17 protein-coding genes are annotated in these 16,778 nt (G+C 67.5%); 10 read left to right on the forward strand and 7 right to left on the reverse strand.

The window, feature by feature from the left end:
• Nucleotides 1-5: 5 nt before the first annotated feature.
• Nucleotides 6-734 carry a response regulator transcription factor gene (locus WS61_RS25305; protein WP_006497347.1) on the reverse strand — a complete coding sequence of 243 codons (729 nt, stop codon included), beginning with the start codon at nucleotides 732-734 and terminating at the stop codon, nucleotides 6-8.
• A 188-nt stretch (nucleotides 735-922) separates the two neighbouring features.
• Here WS61_RS25305 and recA point away from each other — a divergent pair, with 188 nt between their 5' ends.
• The 9 genes from recA to WS61_RS25355 all read left to right on the forward strand — a co-directional run bounded on the left by recA (nucleotide 923) and on the right by WS61_RS25355 (nucleotide 10,181).
• A complete protein-coding gene (gene recA, locus WS61_RS25310) occupies nucleotides 923-1,993 on the forward strand; it encodes a recombinase RecA (protein WP_059504553.1) in 1,071 nt (356 codons plus the stop codon).
• Nucleotides 1,993-2,856 carry a recombination regulator RecX gene (gene recX / locus WS61_RS25315; RefSeq protein ID WP_059504554.1) on the forward strand — a complete coding sequence of 288 codons (864 nt, stop codon included), beginning with the start codon at nucleotides 1,993-1,995 and terminating at the stop codon, nucleotides 2,854-2,856. Before recA ends, recX begins: the two co-directional genes overlap by 1 nt.
• A gap of 145 nt (nucleotides 2,857-3,001) precedes the next feature.
• Nucleotides 3,002-3,610 (forward strand): DUF2889 domain-containing protein, encoded by a 609-nt coding sequence (locus tag WS61_RS25320; RefSeq protein WP_059504556.1) that lies wholly within the window; start codon nucleotides 3,002-3,004, stop codon nucleotides 3,608-3,610.
• A gap of 68 nt (nucleotides 3,611-3,678) precedes the next feature.
• Entirely contained in the window at nucleotides 3,679-4,845 is a 1,167-nt protein-coding gene (sucC, locus tag WS61_RS25325) for an ADP-forming succinate--CoA ligase subunit beta (protein ID WP_006477915.1), read from the forward strand.
• A 146-nt stretch (nucleotides 4,846-4,991) separates the two neighbouring features.
• Nucleotides 4,992-5,873: a succinate--CoA ligase subunit alpha gene (gene sucD, locus WS61_RS25330; protein WP_006477916.1), complete on the forward strand. Its 882-nt coding sequence runs from the start codon at nucleotides 4,992-4,994 to the stop codon at nucleotides 5,871-5,873.
• 157 nt (nucleotides 5,874-6,030) lie between these two features.
• Nucleotides 6,031-6,735, forward strand: coding sequence for a TerC family protein (locus WS61_RS25335; RefSeq protein WP_034208295.1), 705 nt, complete (start codon nucleotides 6,031-6,033; stop codon nucleotides 6,733-6,735).
• A 102-nt stretch (nucleotides 6,736-6,837) separates the two neighbouring features.
• Nucleotides 6,838-7,434, forward strand: coding sequence for a pilin (locus tag WS61_RS25340; protein WP_059504558.1), 597 nt, complete (start codon nucleotides 6,838-6,840; stop codon nucleotides 7,432-7,434).
• 156 nt (nucleotides 7,435-7,590) lie between these two features.
• Nucleotides 7,591-9,369, forward strand: coding sequence for a Wzy polymerase domain-containing protein (locus WS61_RS25345; RefSeq protein WP_059504560.1), 1,779 nt, complete (start codon nucleotides 7,591-7,593; stop codon nucleotides 9,367-9,369).
• Between the two features lie 461 nt (nucleotides 9,370-9,830).
• On the forward strand, nucleotides 9,831-10,181 hold the full coding sequence (locus WS61_RS25355; protein ID WP_059504564.1) for a TonB family protein: 351 nt from the start codon (nucleotides 9,831-9,833) through the stop codon (nucleotides 10,179-10,181).
• A gap of 508 nt (nucleotides 10,182-10,689) precedes the next feature.
• Here WS61_RS25355 and moaC read toward each other — a convergent pair.
• Entirely contained in the window at nucleotides 10,690-11,178 is a 489-nt protein-coding gene (gene moaC / locus WS61_RS25360) for a cyclic pyranopterin monophosphate synthase MoaC (protein WP_059504566.1), read from the reverse strand.
• 267 nt (nucleotides 11,179-11,445) lie between these two features.
• Between moaC and WS61_RS25365 the strand changes: the two genes are divergently transcribed.
• Entirely contained in the window at nucleotides 11,446-13,137 is a 1,692-nt protein-coding gene (locus tag WS61_RS25365) for a M48 family metalloprotease (protein WP_059504568.1), read from the forward strand.
• Nucleotides 13,138-13,186: 49 nt separating this feature from the next.
• On the opposite strand, the gene WS61_RS25370 is transcribed toward WS61_RS25365, so the two are convergent.
• From WS61_RS25370 to WS61_RS25390, 5 genes are all read right to left on the reverse strand, one after another.
• The gene (locus WS61_RS25370; protein WP_059504570.1) at nucleotides 13,187-13,774 is read right to left on the reverse strand and encodes a DUF2946 family protein; all 588 of its coding nucleotides are present in this window, start codon (nucleotides 13,772-13,774) and stop codon (nucleotides 13,187-13,189) included.
• Complete coding sequence (locus WS61_RS25375) at nucleotides 13,767-14,804, reverse strand: hydrolase (RefSeq protein ID WP_059504572.1); 1,038 nt, start codon at nucleotides 14,802-14,804, stop codon at nucleotides 13,767-13,769. Before WS61_RS25375 ends, WS61_RS25370 begins: the two co-directional genes overlap by 8 nt.
• 33 nt (nucleotides 14,805-14,837) lie before the next feature.
• Nucleotides 14,838-15,284 carry a nuclear transport factor 2 family protein gene (locus WS61_RS25380; RefSeq protein ID WP_006477934.1) on the reverse strand — a complete coding sequence of 149 codons (447 nt, stop codon included), beginning with the start codon at nucleotides 15,282-15,284 and terminating at the stop codon, nucleotides 14,838-14,840.
• A 115-nt stretch (nucleotides 15,285-15,399) separates the two neighbouring features.
• Nucleotides 15,400-16,437 carry a lipopolysaccharide heptosyltransferase II gene (waaF, locus tag WS61_RS25385; RefSeq protein WP_059504574.1) on the reverse strand — a complete coding sequence of 346 codons (1,038 nt, stop codon included), beginning with the start codon at nucleotides 16,435-16,437 and terminating at the stop codon, nucleotides 15,400-15,402.
• A gap of 140 nt (nucleotides 16,438-16,577) precedes the next feature.
• Nucleotides 16,578-16,772 carry a zinc-finger domain-containing protein gene (locus tag WS61_RS25390; protein ID WP_006482499.1) on the reverse strand — a complete coding sequence of 65 codons (195 nt, stop codon included), beginning with the start codon at nucleotides 16,770-16,772 and terminating at the stop codon, nucleotides 16,578-16,580.
• Nucleotides 16,773-16,778 lie beyond the last annotated feature (6 nt).

Below are 16,778 nucleotides of genomic sequence, written 5' to 3' on the forward strand. Positions count from 1 at the left end.
CGGTGTCAGCGCAGCGGCGTGCCGGCCGCCGCGGGCTGGGGCGCCGCCGTGTCGGCCGGCGTCGCGGGCGCGACCTTCTCGAGGCAATAGCCGAGGCCGCGCACGGTCGAGATCCGCACGCCGCTCGGTTCGATCTTCTTGCGCAGCCGGTGCACGTAGACTTCGATCGCGTTGTTGCTGACTTCCTCGCCCCATTCGCACAGATGATCGACGAGCTGTTCCTTCGACACGAGGCGGCCGATCCGCTGCAGCAGCACCTCGAGCAGGCCGAGTTCGCGCGCGGAGAGATCGAGCACGTGATCGTTCGCGTACGCGATGCGGCCGACCTGGTCGAACGCGAGCGAGCCATGGCGCACGACGGTCGGGCCGCCGCCGGCACCGCGCCGGGTCAGCGCGCGCACGCGCGCCTCGAGCTCGTTGAGCGCGAACGGCTTGGCCATGTAGTCGTCGGCGCCGAGGTCGAGCCCCTTCACGCGTTCGTCGACGCTGTCGGCGGCGGTCAGGATCAGCACGGGCAGATTGGAATTGCGCGCGCGCAGGCGCTTGAGCACGTCGAGCCCGGACATTTTCGGCAGCCCGAGATCGAGGATCAGCAGGTCGAAAGTCTGCATCGACAGCGCGGTGTCGGCGTCGACGCCGCTCTTCACGTGATCGACGGCATAGCCCGATTGGCGGAGTGACCGGGTGAGGCCGTCCGCGAGTATGCTGTCGTCTTCGGCGATGAGGATTCGCATGTTGCTGACCGATGGCCGGCGGGCGTGCATGCCGGCGCGGCTGTCTCCGAAATTATCCGTGTACAACGCAGCCTGCATTGCGGGCTTGCATAAAACACTGTTTTTTTATACAGTGTCTGCATTCGTGGGCAGCGCTTGAAGCGGGCGCGCCTCTGACAGACGCTGCTCATCATAGCAAAGGACGATTCATGGAAGATAGCAAGAAGGGCTCCGGGATGACCGCCGAGAAGAGCAAGGCGCTGGCGGCCGCACTCGCACAGATCGAGAAGCAGTTCGGCAAAGGGTCGATCATGCGGATGGGCGACGGCGAAGCGGCCGAGGACATCCAGGTCGTCTCCACGGGCTCGCTGGGTCTCGATATCGCGCTCGGCGTCGGCGGCCTGCCGCGCGGCCGGGTGGTCGAGATTTACGGTCCGGAATCGTCCGGTAAAACCACGCTCACGCTGCAGGTCATCGCCGAGCTGCAGAAGCTGGGCGGCACGGCCGCCTTCATCGACGCCGAGCACGCGCTCGATGTCCAGTACGCGTCCAAGCTCGGCGTCAATGTGCCGGAACTGCTGATCTCGCAGCCGGATACCGGCGAGCAGGCGCTGGAAATCACCGACGCGCTGGTGCGCTCGGGTTCGATCGACATGATCGTCATCGACTCGGTCGCGGCGCTCGTGCCGAAGGCCGAAATCGAAGGCGAGATGGGCGATTCGCTGCCGGGTCTGCAGGCGCGCCTGATGTCGCAGGCGCTGCGCAAGCTCACCGGCACGATCAAGCGCACGAACTGCCTCGTGATCTTCATCAACCAGATCCGGATGAAGATCGGCGTGATGTTCGGCAACCCCGAAACCACGACGGGCGGCAACGCGCTCAAGTTTTATGCGTCGGTGCGCCTCGACATCCGCCGGATCGGCTCGATCAAGAAGAACGACGAGGTAATCGGCAACGAAACCCGCGTGAAGGTCGTCAAGAACAAGGTGTCGCCGCCGTTCCGCGAGGCGATCTTCGACATCCTGTATGGCGAGGGCATTTCACGTCAGGGCGAGATCATCGATCTCGGCGTGCAGGCGAAGATCGTCGACAAGGCCGGCGCCTGGTACAGCTACAACGGCGAGAAGATCGGCCAGGGCAAGGACAACGCGCGTGAATTCCTGCGCGAAAATCCGGAAATCGCGCGCGAGATCGAGAACCGCATCCGCGAATCGCTCGGTGTCGTCAGCATGCCCGATGGCGTAGGCAACGAAGCCGAGGCGTTGGACGAAGAAGAGTAATGATTGCGCGCCGAGGTCAGACTGGCGAGCCGGAGGAGCGCGACATGCCCGAAAGGGCGGGGCGCTCCGGCCGGCGAACCGGATCCTCGGGCGCCGACCGGCGCGACGCAGGCGGCAACGACGCGAACCGCACCGCGACGAGGGCATCCGACGATGCCCTCGTTTCGTTTGAGATTGCCGTACCGGACGATCCGTTCGACGACGACGAGTCGTTCGATGCACACGATCGCTCGCGCCGTCGCGTGTCCGGTGTCCGTTTCCCGGGCGATCGCACAGCCGATTCGCCCGCGGCAGAAGATGTCTATACGCGCAGCAGCCAGCATCCGCGCCGTACACGCCGTGCAGCCGGTGCGCCGTCGGGCGCTGCTTCAAGCGACGCGCCGGGCGCCGGCGAGCGTAAGTCGTCGAAGCCGCCGCGCTCATTGAAGGGGCGCGCGCTCGGCTATCTGTCGAGGCGCGAATACAGCCGTGCGGAGCTCGCGCGCAAGCTCGCCCCCTACGTCGGCGAGGACGAAGCCGTCGAGCCGGTGCTCGATGCGCTGGAAAAGGAAGGCTGGCTGTCCGACGCGCGCTTCGCCGAGAGCCTCGTACATCGTCGCGCGTCGCGCGTCGGCGTCGCGCGCATCGTCAGCGAGCTGAAGCGACATGCGGTCGGCGACGGTCTCGTCGAAGAGGTGCATGCCCAATTGCGCGAGACCGAATTGACGCGCGCGCAGGCCGTCTGGCGCAAGAAATTCGGTGCACTGCCGCAAACGCCCGCGGAGCGCGCGAAGCAGGCGCGTTTCCTTGCCGCGCGCGGCTTCTCGAGTGCGACCATCGTGAAGTTGCTGAAAGTCGGCGACGATTTCCCGATCGACGACTGACGCGCCCGGTCGCGCGCGTGGCGCGCGATTTTGCTGCATTGCAACCGCTTCCGGCAGGCGGGAATACCCGCCGTCGCGGCAAACTGTCTCAAATACCCGATATGCTAAAATCCACGGGTTTTCCTCTTCGGCCTCAACCTCCAGCATGCCGCTATCCGAGCCCGTGCCCCGTCAGTTGCGACATCGACGCGCAATCCGAGCGGAAGCCTACGAGCGCGGCGACGGCTTGTGGGACATCGAAGCCTGCCTGACCGACCACAAGCCGCGCGATGTCGCGCTTGCGTCGGGCATCCGGCCCCAGGGCCTGCCGATCCACGAACTCTGGCTGCGCGTGACCATCGATCGTGACCTCAATGTCGTCGACGCCGAAGCGTCTTCGGAATGGGTGCCCTATCCCGGTCACTGTCAATCCGCCCCGCCTGCCTATCGGGCCCTCATCGGGCTCAATCTCTTCCGCAATTTCCGCCGCAACGCGAACCGGCTGCTCGCCGGCGTCGCAGGCTGTTCCCATCTCACCGAACTGTGCGCCGTGCTGCCGACGGCCGCGATCCAGGCGTTCGCCGGTGACGTGTGGAACGTGCGCGAGGAGGGCGGCGAAGGGCCGGCCAATGACGGCGTGCACGCCGAACCGCCGTTTCAGCTCGGCCGCTGCCGAGCGCTGCGATTCGACGGCGAGGTCGTGCGGCAGTACTACCCGCGCTGGTATGGCCCGATTCAGCCGGATCTGCCCGGTGAAGGCAGCACGAAGGAATGAACGGAAATCATTCGAAGAAGCGTCTCAAGCGACATTTCATCCAACTCTCAGACTGAAGGGAATCACGCATGAAGATTCACGAGTACCAGGGTAAGGAAATCCTGCGGAAATTCGGCGTCGCGGTACCGCGCGGCAAGCCGGCGTTCTCGGTTGACGAGGCCGTCAAGGTGGCGGAAGAGCTCGGCGGCCCGGTTTGGGTCGTGAAGGCTCAGATTCACGCGGGTGGCCGCGGCAAGGGCGGCGGCGTGAAGGTGGCGAAGTCGATCGAACAGGTGCGCGAATACGCGAACCAGATCCTCGGCATGCAGCTCGTCACGCACCAGACGGGCCCGGAAGGCCAGAAGGTCAACCGCCTGATGATCGAGGAAGGCGCCGACATCAAGCAGGAACTGTACGTCAGCCTCGTCGTCGACCGTATCTCGCAAAAGATCGTGCTGATGGGTTCGAGCGAAGGCGGCATGGACATCGAGGAAGTCGCCGAAAAGCATCCGGAACTGATCCACAAGGTCATCGTCGAGCCGTCGACGGGCCTGCTGGACGCCCAGGCCGACGACCTCGCCGCGAAGATCGGCGTGCCGGCCGCTTCGATCCCGCAAGCGCGCGCGATCCTGCAAGGCCTGTACAAGGCATTCTGGGAAACCGACGCATCGCTGGCTGAAATCAACCCGCTGAACGTCTCCGGCGACGGCAAGGTCACCGCACTCGACGCCAAGTTCAACTTCGACTCGAACGCGCTGTTCCGCCACCCGGAAATCGTCGCGTACCGCGATCTGGACGAAGAAGATCCGGCTGAAATCGAAGCGTCGAAGTTCGACCTCGCGTACATCTCGCTCGACGGCAACATCGGCTGCCTCGTGAACGGCGCAGGCCTCGCGATGGCGACGATGGACACCATCAAGCTGTTCGGCGGCGAGCCGGCGAACTTCCTGGACGTCGGCGGTGGCGCGACCACCGAGAAGGTCACCGAAGCGTTCAAGCTGATGCTGAAGAACCCGGACCTGAAGGCGATCCTCGTGAACATCTTCGGCGGCATCATGCGCTGCGACGTGATCGCGGAAGGCGTGATCGCCGGTTCGAAGGCCGTGAACCTGAACGTGCCGCTCGTCGTGCGCATGAAGGGCACGAACGAAGACCTCGGCAAGAAGATGCTGGCCGATTCGGGCCTGCCGATCATCTCGGCCGACAGCATGGAAGAGGCTGCGCAGAAGGTCGTTGCGGCTGCCGCGGGCAAGTAAAGAAGCGCCCCCAGACCTGGCGCTATGCGCCAGGCCCCCGGGGAGTCAAGAAAACTTGGGGCGGCCCGGCGTTTTCTTGGCGCGCTAATGAACACGTATGGCGGCGCGGTTTGCACGCGACGCCGATCGAACAGAGGTCAAAATACATGTCGATTCTGATCAACAAGGACACGAAGGTCATCACGCAGGGCATTACCGGCAAAACCGGTCAGTTCCATACGCGCGCCTGCCGTGAATACGCAAACGGCCGCGAAGCATTCGTCGCGGGCGTGAACCCGAAGAAGGCCGGCGAAGATTTCGAAGGCATTCCGATCTACGCGAGCGTCAAGGAAGCGAAGGCGGAAACCGGCGCGACCGTGTCGGTCATCTACGTTCCGCCGGCAGGCGCAGCCGCTGCGATCTGGGAAGCGGTCGAAGCCGATCTGGATCTCGCGATCTGCATCACGGAAGGCATTCCCGTGCGTGACATGATCGAAGTGAAGGACCGCATGCGTCGCGAAGGCCGCAAGACGCTGCTGCTCGGGCCGAACTGCCCGGGCACGATCACGCCGGACGAACTGAAGATCGGCATCATGCCGGGTCACATCCACCGCAAGGGCCGCATCGGCGTCGTGTCGCGTTCGGGCACGCTGACGTATGAAGCGGTCGCCCAACTGACGGCACTCGGCCTCGGCCAGTCGTCGGCAGTCGGTATCGGCGGCGACCCGATCAACGGTCTGAAGCACATCGACGTGATGAAGATGTTCAACGACGATCCGGATACGGATGCGGTCGTGATGATCGGCGAAATCGGCGGTCCGGACGAAGCCAACGCCGCCGAATGGATCAAGGACAACATGAAGAAGCCGGTCGTCGGCTTCATCGCCGGCGTCACGGCGCCTCCGGGCAAGCGCATGGGCCACGCCGGCGCGCTGATCTCGGGCGGTGCGGATACGGCCGAAGCGAAGCTGGAAATCATGGAAGCGTGCGGCATCACCGTTACGCGCAACCCGTCGGAAATGGGCCGTCTGCTGAAGAAGGCGCTGTAATTGTTTCCACTGGGCTCGTCCTGTAAAAAACGCCGGCTTTGCCGGCGTTTTTTGTTATGCTCGCGCAATGAATTCGTAAGCACCGGGCATGCGTCCTGCATGTGCCGGCGATGAACCGGGTCGCCCGCGAGGCGGCCGCCGTCCTTTCCTCACCGCCATGCTCGAATTCCTGACCTCGCTGCACTGGGGCGCCATTCTCCAGATCGTCATCATCGATATCCTGCTCGGCGGCGACAACGCGGTCGTGATCGCGCTTGCGTGCCGCAACCTGCCGGCGAACCAGCGGCTGCGCGGGGTCGTCTGGGGCACCGCGGGGGCGATCCTGCTGCGTGTCGCGCTGATCACGTTCGCGGTCGCGCTGCTCGACGTGCCGTTCCTGAAGCTCGGCGGCGGGCTGCTGCTGCTGTGGATCGGCATCAAGCTGATGGCGCCGGCCGCCGACGCGCACGACGACATCAAGCCGGCCGACCGGCTGTGGGACGCCGTCAAGACGATCGTGATCGCCGATGCGGTCATGAGCCTCGACAACGTGATCGCGATCGCCGGCGCGGCCGAGCAGGCCGATCCGTCGCACCGGATCGCGCTCGTGATATTCGGGCTCGTCGTCAGCGTGCCGATCATCGTATGGGGCAGCACGCTGGTGCTGAAGCTGCTCGATCGTTTCCCGGTCGTCGTGGCGTTCGGCGCCGGGCTGCTCGGCTGGATCGCGGGCGGGCTGATCGTGAACGACCCGGTCGGCGACCGCTGGCCGGTGCTCGATACGCCGTCGGTGGTATACGGCGCGAGCATCGCCGGCGCGCTGTTCGTCGTCGCGATCGGTTACGCGCTCAGGAAACGCCGCAGCGTGCCGCACGCGCATTGACGATTGACTGGCCATCCGGCCGACTGCCGGCCTCGCGGCCCGCTGGCTACGATCGAGACGCCTGCCTGTATCGGCAGGCGTTTTTCGTTTCCGGAGCCTGTCATGTTCGAAGCCTTTTCCGTTTCCCTGTTCCGTCGCGTTGCCGCCGATCTCCGGCGCGCGAGTCGGCCGTCGCCGCGCTGGCGGCCGGCCGGCTTCACGCTGATCGAACTGATGATCGTGCTGGCGATCGTCGGCGTCGTCGCGGCCTATGCGATTCCCGCGTACCAGGATTACCTCGCGCGGTCGCGCGTCGGCGAGGGGCTGGCGCTCGCGTCGTCCGCGCGGCTCGCGGTTGCCGACAATGCCGCGAGCGGCGCGAGCCTCGACGGCGGCTATAGCCCGCCTGCCGCGACCCGCAACGTCGAATCCGTCACGATCGACGGCGCGACCGGCCAGATCACGGTCGCGTTCACCGCGCGCGTCGCCGCGGCCGGCGCGAATACGCTGGTGCTCGTGCCGTCTGCGCCGGACAAGGCCGATGCGCCCACCGCGCGCGTGCCGCTCAAAAAGGGGGCGATACAGGCGGGCGCGATTGCATGGGAATGCTTCGCCGCCGGCAAGGACGCGTCGTCGCTGCCGGCACCGGGAGCGGGGCCGTTGCCTGGCGCCGCCGCGACGCTGCCCGCGAAATATGCACCGGCGGAGTGCCGCGCGTAAGGCTGGCGCAGAAGGAGGGCGGCCGCGCATGCGGCCCGCCGCCCGCCGATTCGGCCGGCGGGGGCTGCGGCGCCGCGCCGGCTCGCGCAGCGACAGCCCCGCACAGAGCAGGGAAAGTTTTGTATAGTGCGCCGGTTGCTGACATCCGGTTCGCTCATGCCTTCTACTTTTTCCCGTTCGTTGTCGCTCGTTGCGCTGGCTGTCGCCCTGATCGTGCCGTACGCGATCACGAATCACACGTATCCGATCCCGACCTTCTATTCCGAGTTTTCCGCGCTGGTGCTGTATCTGCTGGTGGGCATATCCGTCGTGCTGCTTGCGCGCACCGGCCGGCCGGCCCAGCCGTTTGCCGCGCCGGCTGCGTTCGCCGCGCCGCTCGGCTTCGCGGCGGTGTTGATCGCGCAGGTCGCGCTGATCCCGCTCAAGGTGCCGTCGATGAACTGGCTGGCGGTCGGTTATCTCGCGGCCGCGCTGGTTGCAATGCAGGCCGGCTACGCGCTTGCGCGCGACGGCATGGCGGAAACCGTGTCGCGGATGATGGCCGGTGCGCTGCTCGTCGGCGGCGTGTTCGCGGTCGGTACCCAGATCGTGCAGTTGTTCCACCTCGAGTCGGCCGTGTCGCCGTTCGTCGTGGTGTACAACATCGCGGTCGACCGCCGCCCGTACGGCAACATGGCGCAGGCGAATCACCTGGCCAGCTACATCGCCTTTGCGCTCGCGGGCGCGCTGTATCTGGTGCAGACTCGCCGGCTCGCGGTGTGGGCGTGGCTCGCGCTGTCGCTCGTGCTGTCGGTCGGTCTCGCGCTGACGGTGTCGCGCGGGCCGTGGCTGCAGGTCGCGGTGATGGTCGTCGCAGGCTTCTGGATGGCGTGGGTCGAATCGCGCCGCACGCCGGGCAATGCGCGTGCGTGGCTGATACCGGTCGTGCTCGCCGTCGCGTTCGTCGCGGTGAATGTCGCGGTGCGCTGGGCCAACGTGCACTACCACCTGAATCTCGCGGAGTCGGCAGCCGACCGGATGCGCGATGCCGGGCAGATCGCGCCGCGCCTCGCGTTGTGGAAGTACGGGCTCGCGATGTTCCGCGAGCATCCGCTGCTCGGAGTCGGTTGGGGCGAATTCCCGTCGCACCAGTTTGCGCTCGTGCGCACGCTCGGCGGCGTCGAGATCGCGAACAATTCGCACGACATCTTCATCGACCTGCTCGCGAAGTCCGGTCTCGTCGGGCTCGGCGTGCTCGCCGTCGCGCTCGTCACGTGGTTCGTGCGCGCGGTGCGGGCGCCGCAGTCGAGCATGCGCGTGTTCGGTTTCGCGCTGATCGGCATCCTGCTGATGCATGCGCTCGTCGAATATCCGCAGCAATACATGTTCTTCCTGCTGCCGGCGATGTTCGTGATCGGGCTGCTCGAGGTGAAGCCGCTACGCATCCTGCCGGGGCGGGCGGCATTCGGGCTGTTCGCGGTGCTGTCGTTCGGCGGCGTGCTGGCGGCGGTGCCGGTGCTGCGCGACTACCAGCGCGCGGAAGTGCTCTATTACGGCAGCAGCCCGGCCGCGCAGTACCGCGATGCGCCGTCGCTGCTGTTCGGCGCGTGGGGCGATTACGGTGCGGCGACGCTGCTCCCGATTTCGCCGGACGATTTGCCGGCCAAGCTCGCCGCGCACGAGCGCGCGATCGCGCTGCTCCCGGGCGAGACGGTGCTGCGCCGTTACGCGGTACTGCAGGCGCTGGCCGGCCGCGAAGCCGACGCTCTCGATACCGTCGCGCGCCTGCATGTGTTCGCGAAGGAATTGAAGGACTGGCCGCAGCAACTGGCCTCGTTGTACAAGCTGTGCGACCAGGAGCCGGCGCTGAAAGCGTTCAGGGCGGCTGTCGTCGCGAAGTACGGGGACGCGCCGGCCGACGAGGGCGACGAATCGGACGACGACGATTCGGATTGACGCACGTCGTGCATGTCGCGCACGCCGGAACGGGGAATGCCGGTGTCCGTTGCGTCGCGCCGAAGGCGGCTGACGTCGGCGCAACACGACGCGGCGCGTAGCGTGCCGCTCCGGTCGGCCATCGATTACGTCGCGGATCGCGCGGATTCCGGTCGAATGAGCGGCGATTCGCGTCAACCATTGTCAAATCGCCGCCGCTGGCCGGGCGGCGCGTGCACAATGCGCGAAAGCGCCGGCGTGCGCGCCGGCGCGGGGCGTAGCCGGCGCGAACACGGAAAACTTCCCGGCTATTCGGGCATTTCGCCGAGCAGGATCGCGGTCGAGCGTCGCTCGGCCGTGCGGCCGTAACGGGGCGCCGGTCCGATGGCCGCGGCGCAGTGCGACACACGCGATGCGGGCGCGGAAGGCTTCCGTCGCGCGGCGCGTGTGCCTAGAACAGTGCTGAAGAACGATATTCGACCATGGCCATTCGCTCGACCTACCTGATCCTGCCCGCCGTCGCGATGCTGTTTTCCGGCTGCGCGATGCTGTCGTCGTCGCAGGAAAGCAAGCTGACCTGCCACATTCCGCGTGCCGTCTATCCGGATACGGCGAAGCCGCTCACGCGTCCGGCGACCGTGCTGGTGCGTGCGTTGATGACGACGTCCGGCGAAGCGCAGAACGTCACCGTGACGACGAGCAGCCGCAATGCGGCGGCCGATCGCGCGGCCGTCGAAGCGATGACGCACGCCACGTGCGTGCAGACTGGCGCGACGGCGAATCCTTTCTTGCTGACCCAACCGTTCGTGTTCGAACCGCAGCGCGGGCAGTGACGCGGGAGCGGCGGCCGGCGCCGTTGCCGCGTCACCTTCGACCGTCCGTCGAGAGCCGATCGCCGACGATGGGCGTTGACTATCGTGACCGGTACGTTCTGAAGAAGCCGACGGCGCCACGCTTCGCGATCGAGGATTGACGAAACGGCCTTCCGACACGTGACCGCCAGGCGAAAGCCATTTCCTCGAGCCTGCGGACAAGGCGGAGACTTCAGCCGATCTATTGCCCGCCGATCCGGTCGATCGATGTTTCGGTCGGTGTCGAGCCAATTGCGACGACGGCTATCCGGGCCTTGTCGCTGCATATATCAAAGACAATGAAATGCGGCGGCCTTCCGCACGTCAGGCAAGAAAGAATCCGCATATCGCGGCCGCGACCCTGGAAGCAATCGCCGCTTGCTACGAGGAACGCTTTCGGCGGTTTATGGATGTTCCGAAATGCCGAGTCGTCGATGTCAGGCGCCAGGGCCGGGTCGGCGCATGTCGAACGACGGGAAGAGCCTATGAATCAGTCGCTTACGTCTTCCGCCTTCCAGTCCCCCGACTTCCCGCCGCGCTTCTCGCGCACGCTCACGTCCGTGATCACCATCCCGCGATCCACCGCCTTGCACATGTCGTAGACGGTCAGCAGCCCGACCTGGACGGCCGTCAGCGCTTCCATCTCGACGCCGGTCCGGCCGAACGTCTCGACCTGCGCGATGCAGTGGACACCCGGCAGCGCGTCGTCGAGTTCGAAGTCGATGGCCACGCGCGTCAGCGCGAGCGGGTGGCACAGCGGAATGAGATCGGCCGTGCGCTTCGCGCCCTGGATCGCCGCGATGCGCGCGACGCCGAGCACGTCGCCCTTCTTGGCCTTGCCGTCGCGAATCAGCGCGAACGTGGCCGGCAGCATCCGGATCGTGCCGCGCGCGATCGCGATGCGTTGCGTTTCCTGCTTGCCGCCGACGTCGACCATGTGGGCGTGGCCGGCAGCGTCGAAATGGGTGAGTCCTGACATGGCTTCCTCTAGTGGAACGGCGTGCGCGCGCACGTGCCTCGATCCTGCTTCGCGATCGGCTGGCCGCCGGATTCCATACCGGCGCGACGAACCGATCCAACCTCTCAACGGGCGCCTATCATAGCAGCGGCGTTCGCGTTGCCGCAGGCGCAGATGACGCACGCGCGGCACGGGACAGTCGTCGTGGCGCCGGTACAATGACCCGAATATTCAGACCAAACGCCGCTGCGCGCCGGGTGCGCGGGACGGCGTCGTTTTCATCCTGCCATGCGTGTCAAACAGTTGCTTGCCGTATCGCTGTCGGCGGCGCTCGTGCTGCCGCCGGGCGGCCATGCGCAGAGCGCATCCGCGCCACCGCTCGAGCCGGCCGGCGGCGCGACGTCGATTTCCACCGTGCCGTCCGGCATCGCGACCGGCGTGTTCGGCACGTACGGCGGCGCGGAGAGCCGGTTTTCGGGCGCGGGCGGTGCGTCGGCGCCGGTCGCGAGCCTGCGCGCGCCGCTGCGTGCGCTGGAGCTGCCCGATCTCGGCGACGGCTCCGGCGGTTCGCTGACGCCGCGAGCCGAGCGCCGGCTCGGCGAGCGCGTGATGCGCGAAGTGCGGCGCGATCCCGACTATCTCGACGACTGGCTCGTGCGCGACTACCTGAATGCGATGGCGGCGCGGCTCGCGGCCGCGGCGGCGGCGCGCTACATCGGCGGCTACATGCCGGACTTCGACCTGTTCCCGGTGCGCGATCCGCAGATCAACGCGTTCTCGATGCCGGGCGGCTTCATTGGGATCAACAGCGGGCTGGTGGTGACGACGCAGACGGAGTCGGAGCTCGCATCGGTGGTCGGCCATGAGATGGGCCACGTGCTGCAGCGGCACATCGCACGGATGATCGGCGCGAGCGAGAAGACCGGCTACACGGCGCTCGCGACGATGCTGCTCGGCGTGCTGGCCGGCGTGCTCGCGCGCAGCGGCGATCTCGGCAGCGCGATCGCGATGGGCGGGCAGGCGTATGCGGTCGACAACCAGTTGCGCTTCTCGCGGTCGGCCGAGCGCGAGGCCGACCGCGTCGGCTTCCAGTTGCTTGCGGGGGCCGGCTACGACCCGTACGGGATGCCGGGCTTCTTCGAGCGGCTCGATCGCGCGTCGATGGGCGATGCGGGCGTGCCGGCCTATGCGCGCACGCACCCGTTGACCGGCGAGCGGATTGCCGACATGGAGGACCGTGCGCGTCGCGCACCGTACCGGCAGCCGCGCCAGTCGGCCGAATATGGGTTCGTGCGCGCGCGGCTGCGCGTCCTGCAGAACCGGGCGCCGACCGACATCTCGGCCGAGGCGCGCCGGATGCAGCTCGAGATCGACGATCGCACGGCGCCGAACGTCGCGGCGAACTGGTACGGCATCGCGCTCGCGAACACGCTGCTCGGCCAGTACGACGCGGCGGACAAGGCGCTCGCGTCGGCGCGCAGCGCGTTCGATGCGCGCGAGCGGCGCGACGACGATCCGGCAAGCAGTTCGCCGAGCCTCGACGTGCTGGCCGCCGACATCGCCCGCCGCGCGGGCCGAACCGACGACGCGGTACGGCTCTCGGCGCTCGCGCAGCGGCGCTGGCCGGCGTCGCACGCGGCGGTCGTCGCGCACCTGCAGGCGCTGATCGCCGCCCGCCGCTTCGCCGAAGCGCAGACGCTCGCACGGGCGCAGGCCAAGGCCGACCCGGAACAGCCGGACTGGTGGGATTACCTCGCGAAGTCGAGCGACGGCAAGGGCGACGTGCTCGCGCGGCGCCGGGCGCTGGCGGAGAAACTGGCGCTCGACGGCGCGTGGCCGTCGGCGATCCGGCAACTGAAGGAAGCGCGCGACGCGAAGGACGTGTCGTTCTACGAGCAGTCGATCATCGGCGCGCGGCTGCTGGAATTCGAGGCGCGCTACAAGGAAGAGCGCGACGACGAGAAGAAAGGGCGCGGATAGCGGCCCGTCGGGCGGGCAGGCGTGACATGCGGGCTATGGCGATCGCGCGTCAGCGGCCGTCGTCCGACGCATCGCGCGCCCGCTGCGCGGGACTCGCGACGAACCCGAACGTCGCAGGCACGTCGGCGCAAGCGAGCTGGCCGAGCGTCAGCGTGCGCCCGTCGCGCCAGTGCAGCACGGGCGGTGTCGCGTCGAAGTCCGCATGATCGGCAAACAAGCCGAGGTCGTGATCGTGCAGCGCCGCGATGCGCGCGGGGGGGCCGGCATCGCGAAACAGCACGCCGCCGCCGTCGTCGAGCCAGACTGCGTCCGGTTCGAACGGGGCGCCCGTCTGGTCGGTGAGCGCAAGCTGCCCGTCGCGTTCGGCGAGCCGTACGACCCACGGCGTATACGCGAGTTCGACGTACACGCGCTGCGGCCCGTTCTGGAAGAACCACTGGCCGTGCGCGTCGCATGCGTAGTTGCGGCCGATGAACGCGTTCAGCGCCGCATGCCGGATCGGCGAGCCGAGCTCGCCGGCCGCCTGCGCCGCGTCGTCGCGCAGCCGCCAGGCGCCGCGCCGGTCGAGCAGCAGCCAGCCGGTGCAATCCGGCACGTTCGGCCATTTGGCGAGCGCCTGCCTGACGATGTCATCCATGGTCGACGAATTTCGAGCAATAGCCGAACACCCGCGCCGACAGCCAGTCGAGGCGGCCGGGGAACGGCCCGGTCATGAAGCCCGCGTGACCGCCGTGCGCGGGCTGGTCGAGCTCGACGGCCGGCGACACGTCGGCGGGCCCCGGCAGCGCCGATTCGGGCAGGAACGGGTCGTTGCGGGCGTTGAGGATCAGCGTCGGCACGTCGATCGCGGGCAGCAGCGGCCGGGTGGTCGCCTTCGTCCAGTAGTCGTCCGCGTTCGCGAAACCGTGCAGCGGCGCGGTCACGACCTCGTCGAAGTCGCGCATCGTCACGGCCTGCAGCATCGCTTCGCGGTCGAACAGCCCCGGATACTGGTCGAGCTTGGCGAGCGCCTTGCGCTTGAGCGTTTTCAGGAAGCTGCGCGTATAGACCATCGCGAACCCCTGCGACAGCGCGCGGCCACCGGCGTGCACGTCGATCGGCGTCGAGATCGCGGCGGCGGCGTGCACGATCGACGTGTCGCTGCGGTGCTCGCCAAGCCAGCGCAGCAGCACGTTGCCACCCAGCGACACGCCGGCCGCGACCAGCGGCCCGCGATGCTGCGTGGCGAGCCGGCGCAGGATCCAGTCGACCTCGGCGCTGTCGGCGAGATGGTAGAAGCGCGGCTGGCGGTTGATCTCGCCGCTGCAACTGCGGAAGTGCGGCACGACGGCGTGCCACCCCTTCGCGCGCGCGGCCGCCATCATCGCGAGCGCGTAGTGCGAGCCGGAGCTGCCTTCGAGGCCGTGGAACAGCACGAACAGCGGTGCATCGGGCGCCGGCGCCGCGCTGTCGAGATGCGCGACCCAGTCGAGATCGATGAAGTCGTGGTCGGGAGTTTCCCATCGCTCTCGTCGGTAAGCGACAACCGGACGCCGCGCGAACAGCGCGGGCACGATGGTTTGCACATGGCTGTTGGGCAGCCAGCGCGGTGCGCGATAGCGCAATGAATCGTCGTCGGGGGCCGGGGCCCCGGTCAGCGGCGAGGTGGGCGGAGAAGCCGTACTCATGATCGCCCCGCTAATGCGTTGCTTCGTTCTTCGTCAGTGCAGCGGACCCTGCCCGTGACGGATCTTCGCGGCGAATTGTCCGGCCGCTTGTTCAGGAATCGGGCTCGCGTGGATATGCGCGATACGCCACTCGCCGCGTTCGTGAATCATCACGTACGTCGCGAAAACCATGTCGGGTTCGGCCGTCAGGTCGGCCTGCTGATGCGCTTCGGCGATCGTATAGACGACCGTGCCGAGGCTGTCGTACACGCGGATGTCGAGCGGCTCGATCGTGACCGGGCGCGTCGCGAGCCGGTTGGCGAGCCCGCCGCGGATCTGGTCGAGGCCGTGCAGATGCTCGCCGTCCGCCCATACGCAGCTGGCGAAATCCTCGTCGATCCACAACGCCAGCAGCGCGTCGAGATTGGCATCCGCGACGGCCTGGTAGTAGGCGTTCAGCGTATCGGCAGCGGCTTCGAAAAGGCGGGCAAAACGTGGCATCGGGGTTGTCTCTCGCGCGCATCGCGCGCCGTATTCAGCATGGCGGCCCGGATCGAGCCGCCGCGCACCGGTGAATCGGATTGCCCGGCGCGCCGTGCGACGCCGCCGGTCAGGGTCAGCGCTGCCCGACGAGCATGCCGCGCAAATCGCCGAATACCTGCTCGGGACCGAGTTCGCGCAGGCACTTCAGGTGGCCGAGCGGGCACTCGCGTTCGAAGCAGGGACTGCATTCGAGATGCAGCCATTGTACCTTCGCCAGGTCCGACAGCGGAGGGGTGTGGCGCGGATCGGTCGATCCGTACAACGCGACGAGCGGCCGGCGCAGCGCGGCGGCGACGTGCATCAGCCCCGAATCGTTGGTGACGACGGCATTCGCGCGCGCGATCAGCGCGCACGCCTCGGACAACGACGTCTGCCCGCACAGGTTGCGCACGTTCGGCGCGTGGTCGGCGATCGCCTGCGCGGCCGCGGCATCCTTCTGCGAGCCGAGCGCGACGATCTGCGTATACGGGAACGACTGGTGGACGATGGTCGCGAGCGACGCGAAATGCTCGGGCGGCCAGCGCTTGGCCGGGCCGTATTCGGCGCCGGGGCAGAACACGACGAGCGGCCTGCGCGTATCGAGATTGAAGCGTGCGGACACGCGCGCCGTCTCGTTCAGGTCGGCGTCCAGGCGCGGCGCGGGCAGCGTCTTCATCGACTCGGGCAGCTTCGCCCCCGGCGCGTAGGCGAGCGCCGCGTAGTGGGTCGTCATCGGCGGGCGCTCGCCCGACTTGGCCGGATTCGCGTGCCGCACGTTCAGCAGCCCGTAGCGGTGCTCGCCCGTATAACCGATCCGCAGCGGGATGTTCGCGAGCCACGGGATCACCGCGGACTTCAGCGAGTTCGGCAGCACGTACGCCGCGTCGTAGCCGACGTCGCGCAGGTCGCTCGCGAGCTGCCAGCGGCGCAGCAGCTGCAGCTTGCCGTGCGCGAGATCGGTCGCGTAGACATCGTGGATCTCGGGCATCCGCTCGAGCACGGGCGCGACCCACGAGGGTGCGACGGCATCGATCGCGATGCGGGGATGGAGCTTTTTCAGCAGCGCAAAAAGCGGCTGCGCCATCAATGCGTCACCGATCCAGTTCGGTGCGATAACCAGCGCTCGACGCATCAGGTCGACTTCCGATGTCGTAATGAAGCACGGCGCACGGGCGCCGCGTTCGGGTTGCCAGAATGGGGAAGGGCGGCGCGCCGGAGCTCCGGCTGCGCCGCCTTTGCGGATCGAAGGCCCTCGGGCCCGGCCGTCGGGGCTCAGTGGCCCTTGACGACCTCGCCGTCGCGCAGCTTGTAGCGCGTGCCGCAGTACGGGCAGCGCGCCTCGCCGTGCGACACGTCGATGAACACGCGCGGATGCGCATTCCAGCGCGTCATGGCCGGGTTCGGGCAGTAGGCGGGAAGATCCTTGGCCGTCAACTCGACCAGCGGCATTTCCTTGATTTCACTCATGAGACT

The sequence above is a fragment of the Burkholderia sp. ABCPW 11 genome (assembly GCF_001523445.1).
In the GTDB taxonomy this organism is placed as follows: Bacteria; Pseudomonadota; Gammaproteobacteria; order Burkholderiales; family Burkholderiaceae; genus Burkholderia.